The sequence below is a fragment of the Streptomyces termitum genome (genome assembly GCF_014650175.1).
Lineage (GTDB): Bacteria > Actinomycetota > Actinomycetes > Streptomycetales > Streptomycetaceae > Streptomyces > Streptomyces termitum.
This window is the reverse complement of record NZ_BMUL01000013.1, coordinates 141,854-168,184: the sequence shown is the minus strand read 5'-3', so window position 1 is coordinate 168,184 and position 26,331 is coordinate 141,854. Positions and strand designations below refer to the sequence as shown.

Here is a 26,331-nt window from a genome sequence, read left to right as displayed (position 1 = left end):
ATGTCCCTCAGCCGGGCAGGACCGCGAGGACCGTGGCCACCCTGCGCTCGCCCACCGGGTCGCCCACCGCCTCCCGGGGGCGGTTGCGCAGCTCGCCGTCCACGACCATCGTCGTGGAGCCGCCGCCGTCGAGGTTGATGCCGTCGACGGCGCCGAGGGAGCGCAGCAGCCCGGCCGCCTCGGAGAGGGTGGCGCCCTCGCTCGCGCCCGGGTCGCGCCCGTCCACGGTGACCAGCAGGACCGAGCCGTCGGCGGTGACCCCGGCCAGGGTGCGCGGCGGGCGGTCGGTCGCCGCCAGGTCGCGCGGGCCGAGCGCGACCCGGCCGCCGTCGAGCAGCCGCCGGCCGCCGCCCACCGCCGTCTCCACGCCGGCCGTGAGGTCCGTGCCGGAGAGGTCGGTCAGCGGCATCGCGAGGGACGGCACGGTGCCGGGTCCGGCGTGCTCGCGCAGCCAGTCGGCGCCCTCGCCCGTCCCGTACAGGGTCCGGCCGTCCTTCGGCACCGGGCCGCCGGCCGGGGAGCGCAGCCGGCGCACCGTGCCGTCGGCGTCCAGCAGCGCCTCGACGCTGCCGCGGCGGCCCTGCGGGGTGTCCACGCCCCAGGAGGGGGTGAACTCGACGATCTCGTCGGGGTCGGCGCACAGGCCGGTGCGCGGGTCCTCGCGCCAGCTGCGGCCCTCGGCCTCCAGCCGGTCCCGGTCGGTGCCCCGGCAGGGCCGGAGCCGGCCGGCGACCCGGTCGACGCCGTCCAGCCGCCGCTCGGTGCCGTCGGCGGCGGTGACCCGGCCGGGCGTGGCGACCTGGGTGATCCGGGCCCACAGCCGGCCGTCGCGGCGGCCGAGGAGGAGCGCCGCGCCGTCGTCGCGGGCCTCGCTGAGGACCCGGCCGTCCTCGACGTACAGGCCGACGGGGTCGCCGGGATAGCCGCTGAACGCCTTGCCGCCCTTGATGTCGAAGTAGGAGGCGTTCACGGCGGCGAGCGCCCCGGCCCGGCGGGCGGCCTGGCGCACGGTCTGGGTGACGGCCATGTTCGCGCCGTGCGCGCCGGTGATCCGGGCCCGCGCGTCCGGGGCGATCCGCAGCACGGCGATCCGGACCGGTCCGGCCGGCCCCCGGTGGACGGACTCCTGGTAGCCGACGCCGGGGGCGAGCCGCCGCTCGGTGACGGGGCCGGAGGGCGTGGCGGCGATGCCGGGCTCCGCCGCCCGGGTGCAGGCCCCGGTCCCCGCCGACAGGGCGAGGACGGCCGCGAGGGCGACGGCCCGGCGGCGGCCCGGCCGGCTAGCCATCCGCCGGCAGGGCTCCCGGGGAGTCCCCCAGTCCGCCGACGTGGACGGTGATCTCCTGGCGGACCCGGTGGCCCTCGGCGTCCTCGAACTCGCAGGCGAAGGAGTCGTAGCCGCGGAACTCGGGGTCGGCCTGGTAGGTGAGGCCGCCGCCGGGCACGTGGAAGAGGGTGCCGCGGGAGGGGAAGGTGCTGCCGGTGAAGCGCAGCCCCTCGACCGGGCGGTAGTCGGCGGGGACGGTGAAGCGGCCGCCGGGTTCGAGCATCATCACGTGGCCGGCCAGCCAGTGCCAGCGGACCCGGAAGCCGAGGTGGGAGTTGGCCATCGAGGCGACGAGCCGCTCCTCCTCGGTGCGCTTGACGCCGACCACGATCCGGGGCAGGAAGTACGAGCCCTCGGGCGCGTCGTCCGCGACCTTCACCGTCATGGTGACGGCGCGCGGTTCGGCGCCGGAGGCGTAGGTGGCGTACCGGCCGCTGGCCATCTTGCCGAGGCCCTGGTGGCGGACGACGCCGAGGACGCCCTCGAAGAGGTCGGGGAGGAGGTAGCCGTACACGCGGTACGGGGCGTCCTGCGGGGTGATGGAGAGCATCAGCTGGAAGCGGCGGCCGGGGGCCAGCGGCAGCGCCGGGTCGGCGTCGCTGAACAGCTCCAGGCGGCCGCCGTGGCGCGGGCTCTCCGGGTGGGTCACCGAGGCCCGGGTCAGCGGGTACCAGTCGTTCATTCCGCCACCTCGCTCACGCGGGACTTGGTCAGGTGCTCGAAGACGTCGTCCGGGAGCCAGGTGACCTCCTGCTCGGGCGCGGGCGCCTCCAGGTTCCGGAAGTACTCGGGCAGCAGCAGGCCCTGGGCGTACATGCCGCGGGCCACGAAGCGGGCGCACTCCAGGGCACCGTGCGGCCGCAGGTGGCTGTTGTCCTCGACGCCCTCGGGATAGTTGGGGTTCTCGCCGGGCCGGAGGTAGAGGAAGACCTTCTTGCTCTCCTCGGCGCCGAGCTGCTCCCACCAGCCGCTGGTGAAGTCGTGCAGGTCGATGAGGGGGACCGAGATGGTGCGGGAGAGTTCGCGGATGGCCTGGGGGTAGACGCCGAGGCTGCGCCGCATGTTCTCGTGCGCGTCGAAGACGCGCCGCTCCACGCCGGGCACGAGGACGGGGTGGGCGCCCCGGGCGCGCGCGCCGTCGGTGTACTTGCGCATGTAGTACTGGAAGTCGCTGAACGGGGCGGTGAACCGGCCGTCCTCGGCGCGCATGTCGTTGTGGCCGAAGGAGATCAGCAGCAGGTCGCCGGGGGCGATGTTCTCCAGGATCCAGGCCAGTCGGCCGCGTTCGTAGAAGCTGCGTGAACTGGCGCCCGCGCGCGCGGCGTTGACGACCTCGACGCCCTGGGTGTACAGGTGCAGCACCTGCCCCCAGCCGGCCATCGGTGCCATGCTGGTCTGCCGCGTGCAGGCTCCCGACCCGCCCGCGATGAAGATTCTTCTCATCCGCCCGTTCCTACGTGCCTGACCCGTCGGTTCATGGAATCCGCACCCCGCGATGGGCCTCGAAGCCGGGGTCGGACACGATCGAGGCGTCCAGCGTCTCGATGACCTGGTACGCGCGCTCGCAGTTCGCCGTGTCGCGCAGGACGAAGAAGTCGGCCGCGCGCCGCTGGTACTCGGGTTCGACCTGGAAGCCGCGGGCGATGGAGGCGATGATCTCGTCGACGGCGCGCTCGACGGTGCCGCAGGCGGGGCCGAAGCCGTCCCGGGCGAGGTCGAAGTAGCCGCGCTTGTAGTGCTTGCGGTAGAACTCCTCGTCGTCGAAGTTCGTGTAGACGATCGGCTTGCCCATGTAGGCGACGTCGAAGAACACGGACGAGTAGTCGGTGACCAGCATGGAGCACTCGCGCATGGCGAGCTGGACGTCCCGGCCGGTGGTGGAGACGGTGATCGACGGGTGGTCGATCGTGAAGTGCTTGAGGTACGGCCGGATCTCGTAGTGCGGCATGAACTCCAGCTCCACGCCGTACCGCTCCAGGGCGGTGAGGAGCCGCTCGTCGCGCAGCAGGGCGGAGAAGAAGCGGTAGTACTGCGAGGCCGCGAAGGGGATCTCGGGCTTCGCCGCCTTGTTGTACGAGGGGGCGACGATGTCGCGCCGCCAGGTGGGCATGACGAGGACGCGGCGCAGGCCGGGGACCGGGTCGAGGGCGTCGTAGCGGGGCAGGCCGGTGGCGGCGACCCGGTCGTAGCCGTAGCCGCAGTGCTCGGCGAAGTAGGCGCGTTCGCTGCGGCCGGTGGTGAGCACCATGTCGACGTTGGTGGCCTGGGCGTGGATGGAGGCGACCACGTCGTTGTAGACGACGCCGTGCTGGAGGAAGACCCGCTTGTAGCGCAGGAGGTCGCCGTAGCCGCGCAGGAAGGCGCGCTTGGGCAGGCCGGGGAAGCCGAGGTACGCCTCCAGGTCGTAGGCGTTGATCAGCCGCTCGGCGTGCAGCAGGTAGGCGCGGTGCCGCCAGGAGAGGCGGTCGATGACCTGGCCGTGCGGGGCGAGCTTGTCCCAGTCGGCGGAGGTGCGGTTGATGGAGTAGTAGACCTTGCGGCGGGGCTGGTTCTGCCGGATCCACTTGAACAGGTGGTAGCTGTTGTCCTGGGCGGTGTCCTCGCGCTCGCCGATGATCCAGATGCCCTTGCGGTGCAGGACCGGGTGGGTCAGCCAGTACATCAGGCGGGTGCGCCAGCCGGGGCGGCCGGGCAGCGAGGCGCGCAGTTCGCGGAAGAAGCGGCGGCGCTTGTCCTTGCGGCGGGCGCGGAAGCCGCGGACCCAGCGGACCGTGGGCGTCTCGTCGTCGGCGACGGAGAGCACGAAGCGCTCCTTGCCGCGGGTGTGGACGCCCTTGAAGCGGTGGAGCATCTGGCGGGCGGAGAGCGGGGTGTCGTGGTGCCGGCCGTTCTCGTCGTGGATGCGGACTGCGAGGCCGAGTTCGGCGTTGGCGACGGCGGCGGCCAGGGCGTCGGTGCGGACGCGGGCCCGCCAGCCGGCGTACATGTCCTGGTCCTTGCGGGTGCGCCAGCGGTCGCGCCGGTAGACCTGCTCGATCGGGACGGCGTGTTCGCGCCGGCCGTCGGAGAGAACCAGGTCGACGCGGTTGGTGAAGGGGCGGTCGATGTCGGTGGCGGCGAGGACCAGGAGGCCCTGGAACTCGATCTCGCCGCCGGTCCAGTCGAAGGTCTCCAGGACGGCGCTGATCCGGGGGACGCGCAGCAGGGTGGTGTCGACCGGGTCGCCGGCGAGGCGGCGGTAGACGCCCTCGTCGTCGAGGTGGAGGGTCGGCAGGTAGTCCGGGGTGGTGCGGGGGTCGGCGAAGAGGTCCAGGTCGCCGGTGAGGATGGCGTGGTGCTGGAGCCGGGCCAGCGGCTGGGTCGTGTACTGGAGGATCAGGTCGGCCGGGATGTCCCGGTAGATGTTGTGCAGCCAGGGCAGGACGGCGGCGATCTCGGGCTTGCTCATGACCCGGTGCATGTTGCGCACGTAGGGCTGGAGCGAGCGGACGACGAAGCGCTGGGCGAGGCGGACGGTGCGCTCGGGCTGGTCCTGGACGGCGGTGAGGACGTGGGCGGCGAGGCGGACGAGTTCCTGGGTCTTGACCGGGTCGTTCCACGGCCGGTCGAAGAGGGAGCCGCGCAGTTCCTCGTCGCGCTCGTAGAAGCGGGCGCCGCGGGCGACGGCGACGCGGCGGGAGCGGAGCAGGGCGGGGACGGTGAACCAGTCGTCCTCGAAGCCGGGTCCGGGGCCGCAGCGGAAGCGCCGGTCGCGGACGTAGGAGGTCTTGAACAGCTTGCCGCCGAGGGCGGTGGAGAAGACCAGGTACGGGGCGTCGTCGAGGCGGTCGACGGCGGCGGTCTCCTTGAAGTACCGCTGCCAGGGCTCCTCGTCGTTGCGAGCCGGGCCGGGGAAGTTGTCGGCGCGGCCGACGACGACGTCGACGCCGGTGTCGACGCGGCGGGCGGCGGCCAGCAGCCGGGCGACGGCGGCCTCGCCGAGGATGTCGCGGGCCCGCGCGAACATGACGTAGGGCGCGGTGACGTACTGGAGGCCGTGGTCGAAGGAGGAGCGCAGGCCGAGGCTGTACTGCGTGATCACCCGGGTGTGGGGGTGGTACGCGGTGAAGGCGGCGAGCAGCTGGGGGGTGGCGTCGGTGGAGCCGTCGTCGACGAAGACGACCTCGATGCCGGGGAAGTTCTCCTGGGCGGCGAGGGAGCCGAGGAAATCGGGGAGGTCGTACTCGTCGTTGCGGCAGTGGACGACGACCGCGGCGCCGTACCGCCCGCCGGGGGCGGCGACGGTCTCGGCCGGCGGGGTCTGCTGCCACCACAGCCACGGGGTGCCGCGGGGTTCGACCCGGGTGCGGCTCTCGGTGGTCTGCGGGCGCAGGCCGAGGTTGCCGCTGACCGTCTCGTAGACCTCGTAGGTCCCGGCGGGGGTGGTGTGGCGCAGGTCCTGGGTGTCGACGCGGCTGATGCTGAGAGCGGTGGAGGCGCGTTCGCCGCCGTGGCGGAGCTGGACGAAGAAGTTCCAGTGGCCGGGGCGGTCGGCCTTGCCGAGGGTGGCGGCGAGGTCGAGGGTGGCGTGGTAGCGGATCCAGTGTTCGTCGACCTCGACGCCGGTGGCGGGGAAGTGGTGGTCGGTCTTGGTGCTGCGGCGGCGCAGCACGGCGACGAGTTCGGTCTTGCCCTCGGGGTCGACGCGGCCGAACTGGTTGCGGATGGCGCCGGTGATGTGCATCCGGTCGCCGATGATCTCGACGCGGGACGCCTCGTTGTAGAGCCGGGCGTCGGCGAGCTTCGTGCCGGTCAGTTCGAGGTCGGTGACGTCGAGGAAGCGTTCGGCATCGGCGATGCCGAGCATCGAGCCGGACCAGAAGACGCGGCCGTCGCGGGCGACGACGTCGGAGCTGATGACGCTGCGGCGGCGGGTGAAGTCGGCGGCCGAGACGGCGATGTCGGTGCGCCCGTGCAGGAGGCCGAAGGCGCGGATCCGCTCCATGGGGCCGCACAGCTCGTACGTCTGGGGGACGAGGCCCTCCAGGTAGGGGGCGACGGCGCGGACGAAGCCGCGGCGGTAGTCCTCGCCGCCGGTGCGCAGCTCGGGGGTGTAGAGGCGCAGGTCGTGGGTGAGGAACTTGGCGCCCTTGTGGGCGAGCAGGTCGGGGCGGCCGACCTCGGCGAGGAAGTGGTCGGTGTACCGGTGGACGAGGATCCGGTCGCGGATGCTGCGGAGCTCGTGGCGGCGGTTGGTGATGGACGGCTGGTCGCTCTCGCGCTCCCACATCCACCGGTAGACGGGGGTGGCGAGGAGGGTGAGGGAGCGGGCCCGGAAGTTGGCGACGGTGGAGAAGTAGGTGTCCTCGAAGAAGACGCCCTCGGGGAAGCGGATGCCGAAGTCGTCGAGGAAGTCGTGGCGGTAGAGCTTGCCGGCCGCGATGGGGTCGTCGAAGAGTTCGGGGAGGGCGCCGAGGCCGGCGACGGTCTGGTCGGCGGCGTAGAGCTGCGGCTGCCAGACGGTGACCTCGTCGGTGCCCAGGTTGACGCGCAGGGCGCGGCCGGCGGTGATGTCGGAGCCGGTGGTGAGGGCGGAGGAGAGGAGTTCCTCGACGGCCTTGAGGGGCAGCTCGTCGTCGGCGTCGAGGAACATCACGTACTCGCCGGTGGCGGCCTCGATGCCGTTGTTGCGGGGCGCGCCGCAGCCGCCGCTGTTCTCGGGCCGTTCGATGACGCGGACCCGGTCGTCCTGGGCGAACTGGCGGGCGGTGAGGAGGGTGCCGTCGGCGGAGTGGTCGTCGACGACGAGGACCTCGACGTTGCGGTGGGTCTGGGAGAGCGCCGACTGGAGGGCGCGGGAGAGCGTCGCGCTCGCGTTGTACGCGGGCACGACGATGCTGACGCAGTACTGCGTGATGTCGGGCGGGACGCTCATGACCAGTTCTGCCCCGAGTCCGCGCGGTTCTGTCCGGGGTGCGGCTGCCCGGGGTGGGGCTGGGCGGGGATGCGCGGGAGCCAGGCGGTCTGGTCCTGCGTGCCCTGGGTGGCCCGGCCGCCCTGGTGGGCGCCGTGGGGGTCGTGGGCGCCCTGGAACTCGCCGAACTCGCCCTGGACGTCGTGTCCGGCGGGGTACGGGTGGGGGTACGGCTGGAAGCCGGGGTCGTCGTCGGGCTCGGGCGCGGGGAAGCGCTGGTCCATCCACGCGGCCTGCTCGACCCAGGCGTCCTGCCCGGTGCGGGCGGCCGGGGCGGGGCCGGCGGCGGTCCAGCCGTCCTGGGGGGCGTACCGCTGGTCGGGGGCGGGCCACGCCTCCGGCGCGGGGCCGGCGTGCCCGGTCCCGTTCTCGTACGCCTCCCCGGCCTCGTACGCGTACTGCTCCTCGTCCTCGTCCTCGCGGCGGCGGTGGCGGCCGGCCTGGAGGTGGGGCGAGATGGAGCCGGCGCGGGTGGGGACGCTGTCGGGGGCGAGGCGCTCCATGGTGCGGGTGAAGTCGCGGGTGGAGAGCCAGAACTTGAACATGATCACCAGTTCGAAGGCGCCCAGGAGGACCGCGGAGACGGCGGTCGTCAGGAGCACGTGCCCGATGAGGGGGCCGACGATGAAGATGAACATCTGGAACTCGATGCCGCTGATGAGGTGCGGCCGGATGCGGGTGCGCAGGAGGGCGTGGCGGAACCGCGCGTACCAGGGGAAGCTCTCGCGGAACTGCTGGTGGAGGTCGATGACCTCGGGCTGGCCGGGCCGGGTGGTGGCGGCGGCCTTGAGGGTCTCGCTCTCCGCGAGCGGGTTCTCGCGGAGCAGGTCCTCCATGAAGAGGACCTTCTGCTCCTCCTCGCTCACGCCGGCCTCGGCCTGCCGGGCGAGGGTGACGGCCTCGATCTTGGAGCGCATGGACATGCGCATCTTGTAGATCTGGAGGGCGTCGACGTAGCGGAGCATGTCGAGGAAGACGACGACGAGGGCGGCGAGCAGGAAGACGGGCTCGTCGGTGCGGAGGAACTGGCCGCCCATCAGGGCCAGGGCGCAGAACAGCACCCGGATGCGGTCGAAGACGTAGTCGAGCCAGCCGCCGAAGACGGAGCCGTTGCCCTTGAGGCGGGCGAGCTTGCCGTCGATGCAGTCGAGGATGAAGCTGATGTGGTAGAGGCCGGCGCCGATCGCGAGCGAGGCGTAGTCGCCCTTGAGGAAGAAGCCCGCCGCGCCGAGGCCGACGAAGAGGGCGGCCCAGGTGACGCGGTTCGGGGTGATCCAGTTGAACCGGGCGAAGAGGCAGACGAGGCGGGTGGCCACGGGGTCCACGAGGAGCACGGTCCACCAGGCGTCACGCTTCTTGCAGGTGAGTTTCTGGACAGCCCGGAGTGACAGCTTGTGCATGAGCCCCTCAGTCGTCGGCGCACGGACATCTGACGTGGCAGGGCAGCCATTGGCCTGCTCACGAAGCGCCCGCGTCAGGGGGCCGTCCACGCGATCCACACATGTGGTCCACCCGTGGTTCACATAAAGACGGCGTGAGTTTAGCAAACACGATCGATGTTCAAAAGTTCGTATAGAACGGGCCCAGGGGCCCCACCTGCGTCAAAGCACGTGCCAGGGGTCGAACTCCAGCCCCTCCGCGCCGTGCCGCTGGCGCATCACCCGGGGTCTCCCGTCCACCCCCAGCACCGCGACCACCGCCCGCCCCGCCGCGTCCAGCGCCACCGCGGGCGCGCTCAGGGAGCGCTCGCCGCCCGGTGCCCACCAGATGCCCGTGTCGGGCCGCCCGTCGGCGTGCACCCCGATCGCGACCGCCCCGTCGCCGCCCGGCCGGACCAGCACCGTGCAGGACCAGCCCTGGACCAGCGCGCCGGCCGCGCCGGTCGCGGCGCCGGTCCCGTCGGCGGCCCCCAGGGCCTCCGGCGCGGGCGCGCCCGGCCGCCAGAGACAGAGCTCGTTGGTGTCGGCGTAGCGGAAGCGGAAGCCACCGGCCTCGGGGGCGGCGGCGAGGCTGCCCGGAACCAGGCGGACCGGGACCGTCCGGTCCTCCGTCCAGCTCCGGGCCGCCGGGTCGTAGGCCCAGTGCACGGCCTCCGCGCGCTCGCGGCGCCGGGCCACCAGATCGACCCGGCCGTCCGGGCCGGGCAGCGCGGCCAGCTCGTCGGCGATCCGCCGGCCGCGCAGATGCTCCCAGCCGGTCCAGTTCCCGGCCCGGTCCTGGCGCCGGGTGCTGATGCCCCGGCCGACGTTGCGCACGAAGACGTGCAGGGTGCCCGTGGTGTCGAGGGCGGCGACGGGGAAGCCGAGCTGCCTCGCCCGCTCCCACTCGCGCGCGTTCGGATTGCCGATCGACTGCCAGGGGGCCAGCGGCCGGCCGCTCTGGTACTGGACGGCGGTGACGACCTCCAGCGCCTCGCCCCCCTTGTCGTCGGCCCGGCGCAGGCCCAGCAGGCGGACGTAGCCGTCGGCGCCCTGGAGCACGGTGAGGCCCGGCATCAGCTCCGCCGGCGCCTCCAGCGCCTCGGGGCCGTCCCACTCCGGGCCGCCCGGCACGGTCTCGGTCCAGCGCAGCACGCCACCGGCGGACATCAGGTGGACGGAGAGCCGCCCGTCCTCGCCCCGGGTGAGCCAGCCGCTCTGCCGGGGGTAGCGGGAGGCCGCCTCGACGGAGGCGTACGGATCGGCGGCGGCGCGGCGGCAGTCCACCTGGACCGGGCGGCCGGTGCGCTCCTGGTAGGCGCGGGCCGCGCGCAGGGCGGCGCGGGCGGCGGCGCCCCGGGCGGGCGGCTCGACGACGGCGTACTTCCGGTCGGAGCCCTCGACGGCGACGCTCTCCGGGTCCGGGTCGGGGGTGCCGATCCGGGCCGGGGCGAGGTCGAGGAAGAGGTCGAGCAGCCGCGCGTCGGCGTCGCCCCGGACGTCGAGCACGTACGGCTCGCCGGTGACGCGGTGGCCGCGCTCGCGCGCGGCGGCCAGGGCGGAGCCGAGCGCCTCCGCCTCGCCGGGGCCGCCCCGGCCGAGGCAGGCCACGGCGACGGGCGCGCCGGGCGGCTCGGCGGCGAGCGGCGCGACGGCGTCGGCGGGGGTGGCCGCCACCAGGAGCAGCAGGCCCGCCGGGCCCGGTCCCGAGGGGCCCGAGGAGCGCCCGGACCGTGCCCGCCGGTCGGTGCCTCGCGCCATCTCCGCCCCCTGTTCGCCGACTGCCGTTCCCCGTGCCGTCGATCACGCTTTCGATCCACGTCTCCCCGGAACGATAACGGGGGCCGCCGGGCCGGGAAAATCCGTCCCAGTCGTACAGATGTCTGATCGCGGCCTATACTGCACGGTCACAGGCGCCCATGGCCCCTGCGCGACCCGGGGGGACACCGGGTTCCCCATCGCCCGACGCGGCCATCAGATGCGAGGAATCACAGCACCATGAGCCAGGACATACGCACGCCCGACGCCGTCGGCGGGCCTTCCGGACCCACCCCGCGCCCGGCCCGCAAGCGCCGCAGGACCGGGCGGATCGTCCTGCTGACCCTGCTCGTCCTGGTCCTCGCCGCCGGCGGCGCCCTGTACTGGGGCTACAGCAGCCTCGACGGCAACATCAAGGCCGTCGACATCGACAAGGCGCTCGGCGACAACCGCCCGGAGAAGCTCCCCACCAGCGGCCAGAACATCCTGGTCCTCGGCTCCGACTCGCGCGCCGGCGACAACGGCGACCTGGTCGGCGGCGCGGTCGGCGGCGGCCGCTCGGACACCGCCCTCGTCGTGCACATCCCCGAGGGCCGCACCCAGGCCGTCGCCGTCAGCATCCCGCGCGACACCCTGGTCACCCGGCCCGAGTGCCCGCGCGCCGACGGCACCACCGGCCCCTCCGCCAAGCGCGTGATGTTCAACTCCGTGTACGCCCAGTACGGCCCCGCCTGCGTCGCCAAGACCGTGGAGTCCCTCTCCGGGGTCCGCCTCGACCACTACATGGAGATCGACTTCGCCGGCTTCAAGGACCTGGTCGACACCCTCGGCGGCGTCACCGTCGACGTGAAGCAGCCCATCCACGACAAGCAGAGCGGGCTCGAACTGGAGGCCGGCCGCCAGCGCCTGGACGGCACCCAGTCGCTCGCCTTCGTCCGCACCCGGCACGGCGTCGGCGACGGCTCCGACCTGGGCCGCATCAGCCTCCAGCAGCAGTTCCTCACCGCCCTGCTCACCGAGGTCAAGAAGCAGGACCTGCTCAGCAGCCCCGCCAAGTCCTACAAGATCGCCGACTCGGCGACCAAGGCCCTCACCACGGACGCGGCGCTCGCCTCCCTCTCCTCGCTCAGCGAGTTCGGCCGCAGCCTGAACGGCGTGGACCCGCAGAACATGGAGACCATCATGCTGCCGGTCGCCTACGACAAGATCGACAGGAACCGGGTGGTCGCCGCCGAGCCGCAGGCGTCCCAGCTGTGGAAGGCGATCCGGGAGGACGCCGAGATCCCGGAGTCCGCGAAGAAGTCCCCCGCCACCGGCGGCTGACCTCCCCGGGTCCGTACGGCGTGAAGGCCGGTGGCCCGGCCCCCTCACCTCAGGGGGCCGGGCCACCGGCCTTCGTCCGTCCGCACCGCCGGAGCGGTCAGATCCGGGTCCACGCCTCCAGCGCCAGCCCCGGCTCGTCCTTCTGCCGGGTGACGACCACCCCGCCGTCGGGGGTCAGCGCGGCGGCCACCGCCGCACCGGCCGCGTCCGTGGTCAGCACCGGCGGGTTGGTCACCGGCGGACCCGAGACGGTCCAGTTCAGCCCGGTCTCCTCGCGCTCCGTCAGATACGCCGCGAAGGCCGTGCGGCCCTGCTCGTCGCACTGGGCCAGCAGCGTGCACTCGTACCCGTCGATGAGGCAGTTCACGGCCGTGATCGGACCGGTGCCGATCGCGTCGGCGAAGGCGGTCGGGGCCAGCCCGCGCCCCGGCGACCAGGCGCAGATCTTCCCCAGCCCGTCCGCGTAGAAGGCGGTGACGTGCCCGGACGGGCCGGTCACCGCGGCGAGGGTGCCCTGCACCAGCGGCGTGAGCAGCACGTCCTCGGCGACCGGCATGGCCCCCGACTCCTTCTGGATGTACCGCCGCAGCCCCTGGTGGGTGGAGGTGTACAGCTCGACCAGGCCGGCGCCGGTGATCATCGCCACCGGGTTGCGGTCGGTGTTGTTGCCCTTCAGGTCCCACCACGGGTGCCAGGCGCCGTTGTCCTTGCGGGCCCGGCAGCTCACCCCGCCGCCGCCGTTGCGGGTGAAGACGTAGACCCGGCCCTGCGGGTCCACCGCCACCGCCGGGTTGCCGTACCAGGGGGCCTTCGTGTTGGAGTGGCCGAAGGACTTCCACTCCACGTTGGGCCGGCCGGTCTGGAACTGCGCGCTGTACACCAGCTCGACGTGGCCGTCGCCGGTGTCGGTGGGCCGGATGCCGACCATGTGCACGTACCGGTCCGGGCCCTGCCCGACGCCCAGGTACGGCCACAGCTCACCGCCCCCGCCGAGCGGGACGGGGCCGGTGAAGCGCCCGTCCGCGCCCTCCGTCCAGCGGATCACCCCGCCGTCCCGGGGGACGTACACGCTGAAACGCCCCTCGGCACCCCGGGCCAGCCAGACGCCGTGCATTCTCGGGGCTCCCGGCGAGCCGTTGGCGGGGTCGTCGGGGGCGTACTTTCGGTTCACCATGGGGGGATCCAGCGCTCCGGGTCGTGTCGGGGAACGGTTCGGACCCGACTGTATCCGCCCGGACCTGGCGTCTTCCGTCCACCCGTGCCCTCGTCCGGTCAGGAGGCCGGGGAGTCGTTCCGCTCCGCCAACCGGCTGTGCTTGCGCCCGTACAGGAAGTACACGGCGAAGCCGATCAGCATCCAGACCGCGAAGCGGAACCAGGTCTCCCCCGGCAGGTTGAGCATCAGCCAGAACGACGCCGCGATCGAGACGATCGGCAGCACCGGCACCCACGGGGTGCGGAAGGCCCGCGGCAGGTCGGGGCGGGTGCGGCGGAGCACCATGACGCCGACGGCGACCACCACGAAGGCGAAGAGGGTGCCGATGTTCACCAGGGTCGCCAGCTCGTTGATACTGGTGAAGCCGGCGACCACCGCGATGATCACGCCGAGCAGGATGGTCGGCCGGTACGGGGTCCTGAAGCGCGGGTGGGTGCGGGAGAAGAAGCGGGGCAGCAGCCCGTCCCGGCTCATCGCGAAGAAGACCCGGGTCTGGCCCAGCAGCAGGATCAGACAGACCGTGGTGAGGCCGACGGCCGCGCCGAAGCTGATCACGCCCGCGTAGAAGGGGTGCCCGGCCGCCTTGAAGGCGTCGGCGAGCGGGGCGCTCACGGACAGCTCCGTGTAGTGCTGCATGCCGGTGACGACCAGGGCCACCGCCACGTACAGCACGGTGCAGATGATCAGCGAGCCGAGGATGCCCCGGGGCATGTCCCGCTGCGGCAGCTTGGTCTCCTCGGCGGCGGTGGCGACCACGTCGAAGCCGATGAAGGCGAAGAAGACGATGGAGGCGGCCGTGAAGATGCCCATGACGCCGAAGTTGGTCGGCTGGTAGCCGAACATCAACTGGACCAGGGGCGCGGTCCAGTCGGAGCCGCCGCCGGGCGGGGTGACGGCCGGCGGGATGAACGGCTTGTAGTTGGATCCGGTGATGAAGAACAGGCCCGCGACGATCACGATCATGACGACGGTGACCTTGATCGCCACCACCACGGAGGTGATCCGGGCGGAGAGCTTCATGCCCAGGACGAGGACCGCGGTGAGCACCAGGACCAGCAGGAAGGAGAGGATGTCGAAGGTGCCGCCCGGCACGTCCGGCCCCTCCAGGGCGGCGGGCAGGTGCCAGCCGATGTTGTCCATCAGCGAGCGGACGTAGCCGGACCAGCCGACCGCCACCACCGCCGTGCCCAGCGCGAACTCCAGGACCAGGTCCCAGCCGATGATCCAGGCCGGCAGCTCGCCGATGGAGGCGTACGCGAAGGTGTACGCCGATCCCGCCACCGGCACCGTCGAGGCGAACTCCGCGTAGCAGAGGGCGGCCAGGGCGCAGACGATGCCGGCCGCCACGAAGGCGAGGGCGGTGGCGGGTCCGGCGTTCTCCTTGGCGACCTTGCCGGTCAGGACGAAGATGCCGGTGCCGATGATGACGCCGACGCCGAAGACCGTGAGGTCCCAGGCCGAGAGCGATTTGCGGAGCGCGTGCTCCGGTTCCTCGGTGTCCCGGATGGACTGCTCCACCGATTTGGTCCGGAACACGCTCGTGCGGGCCCGTGGGTGCTGATCCGTGCTCACCGTCGTACCTCCGCGTCGTCCGTGACGTCGGGTCCGGAGCACCCGCCGTGGAAGACGCCTGCCCCGGTCAGGCCAGGATGCACGCGAAAGGGCCGGTCGGCACCCGGGAGGGTGAACCGACCGGCCCAATGGTGACGCGGAGTGATCCATTCCGGAGGGATCGGGGTGGCGCGGGGTCAGTCGTGCGCGGGCTCCACGGCCTGCTGCGCCGTCTCGTAGCGGCCGTCCAGACGCGAGACCAGGCCGGTGACCTGGCGCGCGATGTCCGGGGCGGTCAGCCCGATCTCGGCCATGACCTCGCTCCGGGAGGCGTGGTCGAGGAAGACCGGCGGGATGCCGAAGTCACGCAGCGGCACGTCGACGCCCGCGTCGCGCAGCGCCTGGGAGACGGCCGAGCCGACGCCGCCGACGCGGCTGTTGTCCTCGACGGTGACGACGACCCGGTGGCGCGCGGCGAGCGGGGCGAGGGCCTCGTCCACCGGCTTGACCCAGCGGGGGTCGACGACGGTGGTGGAGATGCCCTGCCGGTCGAGCAGGTCGGCGATCTCCAGGCACATCGGGGCGAGCGCGCCGACCGAGACCAGCAGGACGTCGGGGCGGTCGGCGCCGGCCTCGCGGAGCACGTCCATGCCGCCGACCCGGCCCACGGCGGGGACGGCGGGGCCGACCGCGCCCTTGGAGAAGCGGACCACGGTGGGGGCGTCGGTGACCTCGACGGCCTCGCGGAGCTGGGCGCGGACCTGGTCGGCGTCGCGCGGGGCGGCGAGCCGGAGGCCGGGCACGACCTGGAGGATCGACATGTCCCACATGCCGTTGTGGGAGGCGCCGTCGGTGCCGGTGACGCCGGCCCGGTCGAGCACGAAGGTGACGCCGCACTTGTGCAGGGCCACGTCCATGAGGACCTGGTCGAAGGCGCGGTTGAGGAAGGTCGCGTAGACCGCGAAGACCGGGTGGAGGCCGCCGGTGGCGAGGCCGGCCGCGGAGACCGCGCCGTGCTGCTCGGCGATGCCGACGTCGAAGACCCGCTCCGGGAACTCCTTGGCGAACTTGTCCAGGCCGACCGGCTGGAGCATGGCGGCGGTGATCGCCACGATGTCCTCGCGCTCCTTGCCGAGCGCGACCATCTCCTGGCCGAAGACGCTGGTCCAGTCGGCGCCGGAGGTGGCGATCGGCAGACCGGTGTCGGGGTGGATCTTTCCGACGGCGTGGAAGCGGTCGGCCTCGTCCTGGAGAGCGGGCTGGTAGCCGCGGCCCTTCTCGGTGAGGCAGTGCACGATGACCGGGCCGCCGAAGCGCTTGGCGCGGGTGAGCGCGGACTCCAGGGCCTCGATGTCGTGGCCGTCGATGGGGCCGACGTACTTGAGGCCGAGGTCCTCGAACATGCCCTGCGGGGCGATGAAGTCCTTCAGGCCCTTCTTGGCGCCGTGCAGGGTCTCGTAGAGCGGCTTCCCGACGACCGGGGTGCGCTCCAGGATGTCCTTGCCGCGGGCGAGGAAGCGCTCGTAGCCGTCGGTGGTGCGCAGGGTGGCCAGGTGGTTGGCGAGGCCGCCGATGGTGGGCGCGTAGGAGCGCTCGTTGTCGTTGACGACGATGACGAGCGGGCGGTCCTTGGCGGCGGCGATGTTGTTGAGCGCCTCCCAGGCCATGCCGCCGGTGAGGGCCCCGTCGCCGATGACGGCGACGACGTGGTCGTCCTTCCTGAGGACCTGGTTCGCCTTGGCGAGGCCGTCGGCCCAGCCGAGGACGGTGGAGGCGTGCGAGTTCTCGATCACGTCGTGCTCGGACTCCGCCTGCGAGGGGTAGCCGGAGAGGCCGCCCTTCATCTTCAGCTTGGAGAAGTCCTGGCGGCCGGTGAGGAGCTTGTGCACGTAGCTCTGGTGTCCGGTGTCCCAGAGGACCTTGTCCTTCGGGGAGTCGAAGACGCGGTGCAGGGCGATGGTCAGTTCGACCACGCCCAGGTTGGGGCCGAGGTGGCCGCCGGTCTTGGAGACGGCGTCGACGAGGAAGGTCCGGACTTCCGCGGCCAGCTGGTCCAGCTGTTCCGGGGAGAGCCGGTCCAGGTCGCGCGGTGTCCTGATACGGGTCAGCAGGGCCACCCGTGCCTCCTTGCGTTCTGAGCTGGTCGAGCTTGCCGATTTTGCCGAGTCTAATGTTCCGTCCTGGATCGCGGGCACCGGGCCAGCCCGAGGGCTGTCACCCGGACGGGCGATGTACTGCTCCGGACGCGACGGGGCCCGGCACCGGTTTCCCGGTGCCGGGCTGGTGTGGCGTTTCTTACCTTCGGTGGAGTCCACGTCCCCCACGCCTACCCGCCGGAGCGGGCGGACTAAGCGCGTCCGGCCGACTTCTGGGTGCGGCGGGAGACCGAGTCGATGATCACGGCGATGAGGAGCACCGCGCCGGTGATCATGTACTGGATGGCGTTGGACTGCAGGTTGAGCTGGTTGAGGCCCTGGACGATGGACTGGAGCACCAGGATGCCCAGCAGCGCCGACCAGACCTTGCCGCGGCCGCCGAAGAGGGACGTGCCGCCGATGACCGCGGCGGCGATGCACATCATCAGCTGGTTGCCGCCGCCGAGCGAGCGGTCGGCGCCGCCGGTGGCGGAGGCGAGGAAGAGGCCGCCGACGGCACCCAGGGTGCCGGAGATGGTGAAGACCGAGATCCGGATCCAGTCGACGTTGATGCCGGCCCGGCGGGCCGCCTCGATGCCGCCGCCGACCGCGAAGACCTGGCGGCCGTAGGTGGTGCGGCGCAGCACGAAGTCGGTGACCAGCAGGATCGCCAGGAAGATCACCAGGGAGAGGGGCAGGCCCTTCTCCTGGTTGAAGCCGTACGCGGCGACGAGGACGAGGACCGCGAGGACGCCGGTGCGCAGCAGCATCTCGCTCTGCGGGCGGTACGGCAGCCCGGCGGCCTTGCGGCGGCCCGAGTCGAGCGCCTGGGCGAGGTAGAAGGCGGCGACGACCACGACGGCCAGGCCGTAGGCGGCGGCGACGTCGGAGAAGTAGTACTTGGTCAGGTCGCCGACGAAGCTGCCGATGGGGGTCGGGATGGTGGACCGCTCGCCCATCACCCAGGTCTGGAGGCCGGCCCAGCCGAGGAAGCCGGCGAGGGTGACGACGAAGGCGGGGACGCCGATCTTGGCGAAGACCACGCCGTGGAAGGCGCCGAGCAGCGCGCCGGAGAAGATGCCGAGGAGGATGGCGACGGAGTCCGGCAGGTCGGTGGCGAAGACGCCCCAGACCGAGCCGGCGAGCCCCGCGACGGAGCCGACCGCGAGGTCGATCTCGCCGAGCAGCAGCACGAAGACGATGCCGACGGCCATGATGCCGGGGCCGGTCGCGTACAGCGTGATCTGGTCGAGGTTGTACGAGGTGATGAAGTTGCCGGTCAGCAGCTGGAAGACGACGCCGATGACGATGAGGCCGACGACGACCGGCAGCGAGCCGATCTCGCCGGAGCGGAGCCGGCGGACGAACTCCTCGGCGTAGCCCTTGAAGCCCTTCTCGCGGACGAGGAGGCGGGGGTCGACGGCGGGGACGGCGCCGGCGGCCGGGGCGGCGGTGTCGGGGGTACGGGGCTCGGGCACGGGCGCCTGGCCGGTCGCCTCGGGGGTCGTGCTCACTGGGTCGCCTCCGTGGTGCGGGCCTTCCGGCGGGTCACGGCGTTGTCCGTGGCGCCGGTGATCGCGGCGATGATCTCTTCGTGCGTGGTGGTGGCGACCGGGAAGGTGCCGTTGTTGCGGCCGAGGCGCAGCACGGCGACGGTGTCCGCGACGGCCTTGACGTCGGCCATGTTGTGGCTGATGAGGATGGTGCCGAGGCCCTGTTCGCGCAGCCGCTCGACGAGGTCGAGGACCTGGGCGGTCTGCTCGACGCCGAGGGCGGCGGTCGGCTCGTCCAGGATCACGATCTTCGGGTCGCCGACCAGGGCGCGGGCGATGGCGACGACCTGCCGCTGGCCGCCGGAGAGGGCGGCGACGGGGATGCGGACGCTGGGGATGCGGATGGAGAGGGTGGAGAGGAGGTCCTTGGCCCGCTTCTCCATGGCGACCTCGTCGAGGACGCCGCCCTTCTTCAGCTCGCGGCCGAGGAAGAGGTTGGCGACGACGTCGAGGTTGTCGCAGAGGGCGAGGTCCTGGTAGACGGTGGCCACGCCGAGGCTCTGGGAGTCCTGCGGGCGGGAGATGCCGACCGGGCGGCCCTCCCACTCGATGCGGCCCTCGTCGATGGGGTGGACGCCGGCGATCGTCTTCACCAGCGTGGACTTTCCGGCGCCGTTGTCGCCGACCAGGGCGACGACTTCGCCCGCGTGGACTTCGAGGTCGACGCCGGAGAGGACCTGGACCGCTCCGAATCGCTTGAAGATCCCGCGCAACGCCAGGACAGGCGTCTGGGACACGTGAACCAACTCCTTCGCCGCCCGGGGTGCCGGGGCGGCGGCATGTCGCGCCGTGCGGCGCCGAGTTCGAGGGGGGCTGTGCTCGTCCGGCCCCGGCAGGCAGCGGGGTCTGGGCCTGGCCGGGACCGGACGGGTCGTGGGGCGGTCCGCCGGGCGCCGTACCGGTGGCACGCCGGTACGGGCGGGGGCGCGCCGCGCGGGCTCGGGGCCGCGGGCGGCGGGGCGGGGTCCGCTCTCCCGCCGGGCCCGAGGCCCAGCAGGAAGGTTTCTTCGGGGCACGGGAACCCGTGCCCCCCAGGGCTACTTGATGCCCAGCTCGGCGCACTTGGCGGCGAGGTCCGCGGAGCAGATCTCGGCGGCGGCGTAGATGCCGTCCTTGATCACCGTGGACTGGATGTTGGTCTTGTCGACGACGACCGGGGCGAAGAGCGTGGACTTCACGCCGTCGGTCTCGCCCTGCGCGCCCAGGTCCTTGCCCTTGAGGAGGTTGACCGCGAACTTGGCGGCCTCCGGGGCGAGCTGGAGCGGGCTCTTGTAGATGGTGAAGGTCTGGGTGCCCGCGATGATCCGCTGGATGCCCGCGGCCTCGGCGTCCTGGCCGCCGACCGGGATGCCCTTGATGCCGGCGTTCTCCAGGGAGGTGACGATGCCACCCGCCATGCCGTCGTTGGCGGAGTAGACCGCGCCGATCTTGTCCTTGCCGACGGAGGAGACGGCGGCGGCCATCTTCTCGCCCGCGATCTTCGGGTCCCACTCGCCGGACGCCTCGTAGGCGATCTTGCCGACCTTGCCGTCCAGGGCGGTGTGGGCGCCCTTCTTGAAGAGGGCGGCGTTCGGGTCCTTCTCGTCGCCGTTGATCATGACGACCTGGGCGGTGGCGGCCTTGGCGCCGAGGGCGGCGATCAGCGCCTGGCCCTGGAGCTCGCCGACCTTGTTGTTGTCGTGGCTGACGTAGGCGTCCGCGCCCTCGACCGCGCGGTCGTACGCGACGACCTTGACGCCCTTGCCCTGCGCCTCCTTGACCCAGCCGGCGGCCTTGGCCGAGTCGACCGGGTCGAGCGCGATGACCTTCACGCCGTCCGCGACGAGCTGGTCGAACTGCTGCTTCTGCTTCACCACGTCGGCGACCGCGTTGTTGTAGACGACCTCGCAGTCGCCGCAGGCGGCCTCGACCGCCTTCTCGAACTGCGGCTTGTCCAGGGCCTCGTACCGCGCCGTCTTGTTCTCCGGCAGCAGCAGGCCGATCTTGGTCGAGCTGCCCTTGTCCCCGGCGTCGTCGCCACCGGCCTTGCCGCAGGCGGAGAGCGCGAGGGCCATCGAGACCGCGGCCGTGCCTATGACGACGCGTCGCGTCACTGCGTTCATGTGGGTTGCCTCCCTGACGAGGCCGCGACGTTGCGGCCGAGGTGGCACGAAGTCAACTCGGCCGTCACACCGCCGTCAAGAAGTAAATCCTTAACGAGATGACAACGGAGGTCACCGTTCTCTAAGTGAAGGCAGGCGTCGCGGTCGGGGCCGTTCTCGGCAGAGATCCCTCCAACAGGGTCGAATCGCCCATCTCGCTCAGCACCAGCGCCAGCGCTCCCAGCACCTCGGCCCGGCCACCCAAAGCTCCCTGGACCAGGGAGAGTTGCCGGGCCGCGCTCGGGATGGCGTACCGGCCGACCGAGTCCCGGATCGGGGCGAGGACCAGCTCGCCCGCCTCGGCCAGGTCGCCGCCGAGCACCACCCGGCTCGGGTTCAAGAGATTGCAAAGGTTGGCGACACCGCTGCCGATGTGCCGGCCGACGTCGGCGATCACCCGGCGGCAGCCCGGGTCCCCCTCCCGCGCCAGCTGCACCACCCGCTCCATGGTGAGGTCGGGGCCGTGGCTCGGCCGGAGCAGCGGCAGCACGTACCGGGCGGCGGTGAAGGTCTCCAGGCAGCCGCGGTTGCCACAGCGGCAGACCGGGCCCGACTCGTCGAGGGTGATGTGGCCGATCTCGCCTGCGGTGCCGCCCGGCCCCCGGTAGACCCGCCCGTCGATCACCAGACCGGCCCCGACGCCGCTCGCCACCTTGATGTACGCCAGGTCGCGCACGCCCCGGCCGCTCCCCCACACCAGCTCGCCCAGCGCGCCCAGGTTGGCGTCGTTGTCGACGTGGACGGGAACGCCGAGCCGGGCCGACAGCTCCTCGGCCGGATTGATGCCGCTCCACCCCGGCAGGATCGACGTGGAGCCGAGCGTCCCGGACGAGACGTCGATGGGGCCGGGGACGCCGAGGCCGACCCCGATCACCTTGTCGCGGCCGATGCCGGTGGCCTCGATCAGCCGGTTGACCAGGCGCTCCGCCCGGTCGAAGCCGTCCGCGGCGGAGGCGTCCACGTCCAGCGGCTCGGCCTCCTCGGCCAGCACCTGGTGCGCGAGGTTGCCGACCGCGACCCGCAGGTGCGTATGGCCGAAGTCGACCCCGATGACGATGCCCGCGTCGCCGGAGAGCGAGACGCTGCGGGCCCGCCGGCCGCCCGCGGAGGTGGGCGTCACCTCGACGGTGCCGCCGTCCTTCAGCTCCCGGACGATGTTGGAGACCGTCGCCGCGGACAGCCCCGTCGTCCGGGCGATCTCCGCCTGGGTCAGCGAGCCCGCCATGCGGACCGCCCGCACGACCCGTTCGAGATTGGCCCTGTGCAGAGACGTCTGCGACCCCGGAGTCTCCATCGACTCTCCCACTCCCACCGTTTTCTCCAACATGTGAACCCTAAGGGGACGCTTTTCGCCTCGCCCGCGTCAAGACCTGGAGCGCGCGAGGGCCCCCGCACGCCGTCGCGTGCGGGGGCCCTCGGGGAGCGGGAGCGGTGCTACTTCACGGCACCGGCGGTGAGGCCGGCCACCACCTGCCGCTGGAAGATGATGTACGCGGCGAGCACCGGCAGCATCGCCATCACCAGGCCGGCGAAGAGGCCGGACCAGTCGCCCTTGTACCCCTGGCTGACCGCCAGCTGCACCAGGCCCTGGGAGAGCACCTTCTGGTCCTGCTCGGTGTTGAGCACCGTCGGCAGCAGGTACTGGTTCCACTGGCCCAGGAAGTTGAAGATGCCGACGCTGATCAGGCCGGGGCGGGCCATCGGCAGCATCACCTGGAAGAAGGTGCGGGTGTGCGAGGCGCCGTCGATGAAGGCCGCTTCCGCCACCGAGGTCGGCAGGGTCCGGAAGAAGGCCGTCAGGAAGAAGACGGTGAAGGGCAGCGAGTACGCGATGTAGACCAGGATCAGGCCGTGCATCGTGTTGAGCAGCGCCATGCTCTGCATGACGTAGAAGAGCGGCACCAGCGCCAGGATGACCGGGAAGCTCATTCCTCCGATGAAGAGGAAGTAGAGGAAGCGGTTCCCGGGGAACTCGAAGCGGGCCAGGACGTAGGCCGCCATCGAGCCGAGGAGCAGGGTGCCGACGAGCGAGCCGCCGACCACCAGGATCGTGTTCAGGAAGTAGTCGCTCATGTGCGCCTGGGACCAGGCGCGCGACCAGTTCTCGAACCGCAGCGAGTCGGGCAGCGACCAGGGCGAGGTGAAGATCGCCTTGTCGCTCTTGAAGGAGGTCATGACCGCCCAGAGCAGCGGCATCACCACCATGATCGCCCAGATGATCAGGACGCCGTGCGAGAAGACGTTGAGGACCTTGCCCTCGCCGCCGTTCTCCGTGCGGGCGGCGGTCTTCGCGGCTCCGGTGGACCGGGGCTCGCGGGGGCCGGGGATCAGCGCGTTCCCGGTGGGCGGGGTGTCGGTGGTCTTCATCTCAGAACTCCAACCGCTCGCGCCGGCCCAGCTTCATCACGACCGCGGCGAAGGCGAGCGTGACGAGGAGGAGCGCGACACCGATGGTCGTGGCGTAGGCGGCCTGACCGTCCCGGAACGCCTTCTGGTACACGTACAGCGGCAGGACGATGGTCGAGTAGTCGGGCCCGCCGCCGTTGGGGCCGACGGTCATGATCTGGACCACCGCGAAGGACTCGGCGCCGAGCGCCAGGATGCCCATGTAGATCCAGCCCGACTGCACGGTGTCCCACAGCAGCGGCAGGGTGATGCGGAAGAAGGTGGTGAAGCGGCTCGCGCCGTCGAGCAGCGCCGCCTCGTAGAAGTCCCGCGGGATGGAGGCCATGCCGGCGGAGAAGAGGACCACGAAGAACCCGACCGTCGACCAGACGAGGACCGCCATCACGCAGATGAGGGCGAGGTTCGGGTCGCCGAGCCACTGCGGCTGGATGCTGCCCAGCCCGACCGCCTTGAGGACGGAATTGATGGCTCCGCTGTTCGGGTTGTACGCGAACTGGAAGAGCAGGGCGACGATCGCGATCGACAGGACCTGCGGGAAGAAATAAACGATCTTGTAGAACGCCGAGCCGCGGACACCCGCGATGGCGGCTCCCTTGCGGCGCCGACCGCCCACATTCAGCATGAAGGCCAGGAACAGCGCGAATCCGACCGATATCAGCGGAAGGACGACCGCGAAGGTCAGGCTGTGCTGAAGGGACTTCCAGAACACCTCGTCCTGGAACATCCGGGTGTAGTTGTCGAATCCGATGAACTCGAATTCGGGGCTGAGGCCGCTCCAGTTCGTGAGCGAGTAGTAGATCGACTGGATGAACGGCCAGACGACGAAAAGCGCGTACAGCGCCAGGGGGACCGCCAGGAACCCCACGATGAAACGGTACTTGCCGTGCTGCATTCCTACCGACCCCGATCTCGGGCGAAGGGCGCGCCGCCGGCGCCGCGCGCCGAAGGGCCGGGGCCCGCTCCCGGTCGGCGGGAAGGGGCCCCGGCACTGCTCACTGGTGCTTGTAGTGCTTGATGTTCGGGTCCTTCGCCGCGTCGTCGGCGAACTTCTGGATCTTCTTGATGGTCTCCGCCGGGGTCGCGCGGCCGGCCATCATCTCGCCGAGACCGGCGGTGCCGATCTTCTCCTTCTGGAGGGCGACGTACCAGTCCTGGAGGCGCGGGTTGACGACGTTGGTGCCGGCCTTGTCCAGGGCCGCCACACCGGACTTGAGGCCCGGGGAGAGCTCAAGGCCCTTGACGCCGCCGTTGAGGGCGCTCAGCGACTTCACGGACTGCGTGAAGGCCTTGGAGGACTCCTCGCTGAGCATGACGCGCAGCTGCTCCATGGCGCCCTCGGGGTTGGCCGCCTTCGCCGGGACGATGAAGGGCTCGCCGCCGGCCGCCCAGATGGTCCCGAAGGGCATCTTGTCGGAGGCGTCGAGGCCCGTCGGGGCGGAGACCGCGAGGCCGAAGTCGGCCGGCATGGTCTTCGCGGCCTCGTTCTCGACCCAGGAGCCGTTCGGGATGAACAGCGCCTTGCCCTCGGTCCAGGCGGTCTGCGACTGGATGTGGTCGAGGCCGGGGGTGCCCTGGAGGATGTAACCCTTGCGCTGGAGCTCGTAGTACGCCTCGAAGCACGCCTTGACGGCGGGGTGCTCCCACGCCTTCGGCTCCAGGTTGTCGATCGCGTCGAGGACCTCGCGGCCGCCGACCTTGCCGATCATCGGGTAGAGCGAGAAGGGGAGGTAGTACGGGTACTTGCCCGCGTACGTCCAAGGCGCGATGCCCTTGCTCTTGGCCTTCGCGCAGACGGCCAGCATCTCGTCCCAGGTCTCGGGGTACTTGACCTCGAGGGAGTCCAGGAGCTTCTGCGAGTACCACACGCCGTAGACGGTGTACGCGTAGTTGAGCATCCAGCAGGGCTCGCCGTCGAACTGGCCCATCTCGATGATGCCGGGGCGCAGGGTGTCGCGGACCTTCTTCGACGGGTCGTCGATGGAGGGCGCGTCGAGCAGCGGGGTGAGGTCGGTCAGCTGCTTCTGGCCGACGAGGACGCCCATGTCCATCTGCTCGGCACCGGAGTTGTCGATGAGGTCCGGCGGGTTGCCGCCGTTGAAGCGCGGCTGGAGCTCGGTGGTGATCTTCTGGGTCGGGGTGAACTTGACCTTCGCCTTGGGGTAGCGCGTCTCGTAGAGCTTGATCGCGTCCTTGGCGTACTGCTGGCCGAAACCGCCGTCGAAGAGCACGAAGTCGAGCGCGGCCGACTCGTTGACGCCGAGCGGGTTCTTGTCGGACTTGACGCCCTTCTCGACCTTGTCGTTGCTCTGGCCGCCGCCGCTGGCGCAGGCGGAGAGGAAGCCCATGGCCGGTACCGAGACCAGACCGAGAGCGGCGGAACGCTTGATCAGATCACGACGGCCGAGGCCGCCCTCGTTCGAGTGGGCGGAGGTGGATCCCATGCTCAAGTCCTCGCCTTCATTCAGGACTCAGGCGGTGTACCGGTCGCCCGTAACTTCGTCTCGTCAACGAACGAAGGGCTCCGCCACCGCGGTCATTTGCAGCTGGGTCGTGCGGGCGTCGGGCCGGCGGAGGGATCCGACCGGCTGGACGCGACAGGTATAGTCCACTTCTCCCGGCGGGAGCAAGATCGAAAGCAGCATTCGTCAGCCATCTTTCCCGAGTTGAGACCTCGGGCTTTTCCCCGGAGGCACCGGAAGGGGAGCTTCCCCGGCCGGCCGGCGGACCCTTCCCGAGTGCCTTCACAAGCTGAATGGTCCCGCCCCATTCCGGCGAAGCGGACGCCACGGGAAGGAAGTCCCGCGACCGGGGCAACCCGACGCTTCCGGGCACCGTCTTCCTTCCACCCGTAAAACCACCGGACGGCCGGAAAGAACGGCGGAAAACCACCGGGCCGCGCCGCGGCCCGCGTCCGCCGGGCCCCGGTCCGGCGGACGCGGTGCGTCAGCCGGGCATCAGGTTCCGTAGGACGTACTGAGACACACATCCGCTGCGCGTAGTTTTGGTGGGGTTCGAGGGGCAATGGCGTTCTGGCAGCGATATGGCGTCAGAACGCCATAATGACCATGGTTTAGGGGCGAGGGAAGCGCATCTGGCCGAGCTTTCCAACCGCTAACGCAGCACCTCGAAACGTGCGGCACGGATGAGTGAACGTGCTTCACCGGCACTTGTCGCCGGTAAGAGATCTCAGAGGAGGCGCAGCGCGTGGGTCCAACCCCGCGCACGCGGGGTTGGACCTCTGGCGTTTTCGTCCTCCCCTTCAACCTCGGCGTGATCCCCGCGTACGCGGGGTTGGACCCCGCTGGCTCCCGAACGACACGATCAACGACCTGTGGTCCCCGCGTGCGTGGGGACCACTGCCAGAGGCCCCGGTCCGCCGAGGGCGGCCGGGGTCCAACCCCGCATGCGCGGGGATCACAGGGTGTCGGTCACCCGGGAGTCGAGCGCCGGGGGTCCAACCCCGCATGCGCGGGGATCACGCCGTCGGCGCGTACCAGTCGGCCGCCTCACGGGGTCCAACCCCGCATGCGCGGGGATCACTCGCCGACATC

Annotated in this window: 17 protein-coding genes and 1 CRISPR repeat array (1 of these 18 running past the window's edge); of the genes, 1 reads left to right on the top strand and 16 read right to left on the bottom strand. The window is 71.5% G+C overall.

The features are described 5' to 3' along the window. Nucleotides 1-7: 7 nt before the first annotated feature. The 6 genes from IE219_RS23670 to IE219_RS23645 form a co-directional block, all read right to left on the bottom strand. Complete coding sequence (locus IE219_RS23670; RefSeq protein WP_229849968.1) at nucleotides 8-1,288, bottom strand: phosphodiester glycosidase family protein; 1,281 nt, start codon at nucleotides 1,286-1,288, stop codon at nucleotides 8-10. Next, nucleotides 1,281-2,009 (bottom strand): hypothetical protein, encoded by a 729-nt coding sequence (locus IE219_RS23665; RefSeq protein WP_189980789.1) that lies wholly within the window; start codon nucleotides 2,007-2,009, stop codon nucleotides 1,281-1,283. Before IE219_RS23665 ends, IE219_RS23670 begins: the two co-directional genes overlap by 8 nt. Continuing rightward, nucleotides 2,006-2,770 (bottom strand): rhamnogalacturonan acetylesterase, encoded by a 765-nt coding sequence (locus IE219_RS23660; RefSeq protein WP_189980787.1) that lies wholly within the window; start codon nucleotides 2,768-2,770, stop codon nucleotides 2,006-2,008. Before IE219_RS23660 ends, IE219_RS23665 begins: the two co-directional genes overlap by 4 nt. 31 nt (nucleotides 2,771-2,801) lie before the next feature. Further along, the gene (locus IE219_RS23655; protein WP_189980786.1) at nucleotides 2,802-7,241 is read right to left on the bottom strand and encodes a glycosyltransferase; all 4,440 of its coding nucleotides are present in this window, start codon (nucleotides 7,239-7,241) and stop codon (nucleotides 2,802-2,804) included. Next, the gene (locus IE219_RS23650; RefSeq protein WP_189980784.1) at nucleotides 7,238-8,680 is read right to left on the bottom strand and encodes a CDP-alcohol phosphatidyltransferase family protein; all 1,443 of its coding nucleotides are present in this window, start codon (nucleotides 8,678-8,680) and stop codon (nucleotides 7,238-7,240) included. Before IE219_RS23650 ends, IE219_RS23655 begins: the two co-directional genes overlap by 4 nt. 201 nt (nucleotides 8,681-8,881) lie before the next feature. Next, the gene (locus tag IE219_RS23645) at nucleotides 8,882-10,459 is read right to left on the bottom strand and encodes a hypothetical protein (protein WP_189980782.1); all 1,578 of its coding nucleotides are present in this window, start codon (nucleotides 10,457-10,459) and stop codon (nucleotides 8,882-8,884) included. A 237-nt stretch (nucleotides 10,460-10,696) separates the two neighbouring features. Here IE219_RS23645 and IE219_RS23640 point away from each other — a divergent pair, with 237 nt between their 5' ends. Continuing rightward, complete coding sequence (locus IE219_RS23640) at nucleotides 10,697-11,779, top strand: LCP family protein (RefSeq protein ID WP_189980780.1); 1,083 nt, start codon at nucleotides 10,697-10,699, stop codon at nucleotides 11,777-11,779. 97 nt (nucleotides 11,780-11,876) lie between these two features. Here IE219_RS23640 and IE219_RS23635 read toward each other — a convergent pair whose 3' ends face one another. The 10 genes from IE219_RS23635 to ngcE form a co-directional block, all read right to left on the bottom strand. Further along, on the bottom strand, nucleotides 11,877-12,953 hold the full coding sequence (locus IE219_RS23635) for a PLL family lectin (RefSeq protein ID WP_189980778.1): 1,077 nt from the start codon (nucleotides 12,951-12,953) through the stop codon (nucleotides 11,877-11,879). Between the two features lie 98 nt (nucleotides 12,954-13,051). After that, a complete protein-coding gene (locus tag IE219_RS23630; RefSeq protein ID WP_189980776.1) occupies nucleotides 13,052-14,530 on the bottom strand; it encodes an amino acid permease in 1,479 nt (492 codons plus the stop codon). A 212-nt stretch (nucleotides 14,531-14,742) separates the two neighbouring features. After that, nucleotides 14,743-16,662 carry a 1-deoxy-D-xylulose-5-phosphate synthase gene (gene dxs, locus IE219_RS23625; RefSeq protein ID WP_189980774.1) on the bottom strand — a complete coding sequence of 640 codons (1,920 nt, stop codon included), beginning with the start codon at nucleotides 16,660-16,662 and terminating at the stop codon, nucleotides 14,743-14,745. Between the two features lie 230 nt (nucleotides 16,663-16,892). Continuing rightward, nucleotides 16,893-18,194 carry a sugar ABC transporter permease gene (locus tag IE219_RS23620; protein ID WP_189980772.1) on the bottom strand — a complete coding sequence of 434 codons (1,302 nt, stop codon included), beginning with the start codon at nucleotides 18,192-18,194 and terminating at the stop codon, nucleotides 16,893-16,895. Then, complete coding sequence (locus tag IE219_RS23615; RefSeq protein WP_189980770.1) at nucleotides 18,191-18,970, bottom strand: ATP-binding cassette domain-containing protein; 780 nt, start codon at nucleotides 18,968-18,970, stop codon at nucleotides 18,191-18,193. Before IE219_RS23615 ends, IE219_RS23620 begins: the two co-directional genes overlap by 4 nt. A gap of 300 nt (nucleotides 18,971-19,270) precedes the next feature. Next, complete coding sequence (locus tag IE219_RS23610) at nucleotides 19,271-20,335, bottom strand: sugar ABC transporter substrate-binding protein (protein ID WP_189980768.1); 1,065 nt, start codon at nucleotides 20,333-20,335, stop codon at nucleotides 19,271-19,273. 121 nt (nucleotides 20,336-20,456) lie between these two features. Beyond that, nucleotides 20,457-21,668, bottom strand: coding sequence for an ROK family transcriptional regulator (locus tag IE219_RS23605; RefSeq protein WP_189980766.1), 1,212 nt, complete (start codon nucleotides 21,666-21,668; stop codon nucleotides 20,457-20,459). A 140-nt stretch (nucleotides 21,669-21,808) separates the two neighbouring features. Continuing rightward, nucleotides 21,809-22,741 carry a carbohydrate ABC transporter permease gene (locus tag IE219_RS23600; protein WP_189980764.1) on the bottom strand — a complete coding sequence of 311 codons (933 nt, stop codon included), beginning with the start codon at nucleotides 22,739-22,741 and terminating at the stop codon, nucleotides 21,809-21,811. A 1-nt stretch (nucleotide 22,742) separates the two neighbouring features. Then, nucleotides 22,743-23,672 carry a carbohydrate ABC transporter permease gene (locus IE219_RS23595; RefSeq protein WP_189980762.1) on the bottom strand — a complete coding sequence of 310 codons (930 nt, stop codon included), beginning with the start codon at nucleotides 23,670-23,672 and terminating at the stop codon, nucleotides 22,743-22,745. Nucleotides 23,673-23,772: 100 nt separating this feature from the next. Beyond that, nucleotides 23,773-25,221: an N-acetylglucosamine/diacetylchitobiose ABC transporter substrate-binding protein gene (ngcE, locus tag IE219_RS23590; protein ID WP_189980760.1), complete on the bottom strand. Its 1,449-nt coding sequence runs from the start codon at nucleotides 25,219-25,221 to the stop codon at nucleotides 23,773-23,775. Nucleotides 25,222-26,169: 948 nt separating this feature from the next. Further along, a CRISPR array of direct repeats spans nucleotides 26,170-26,331; the repeat unit is 29 nt; it runs 2,551 nt beyond the window's last position.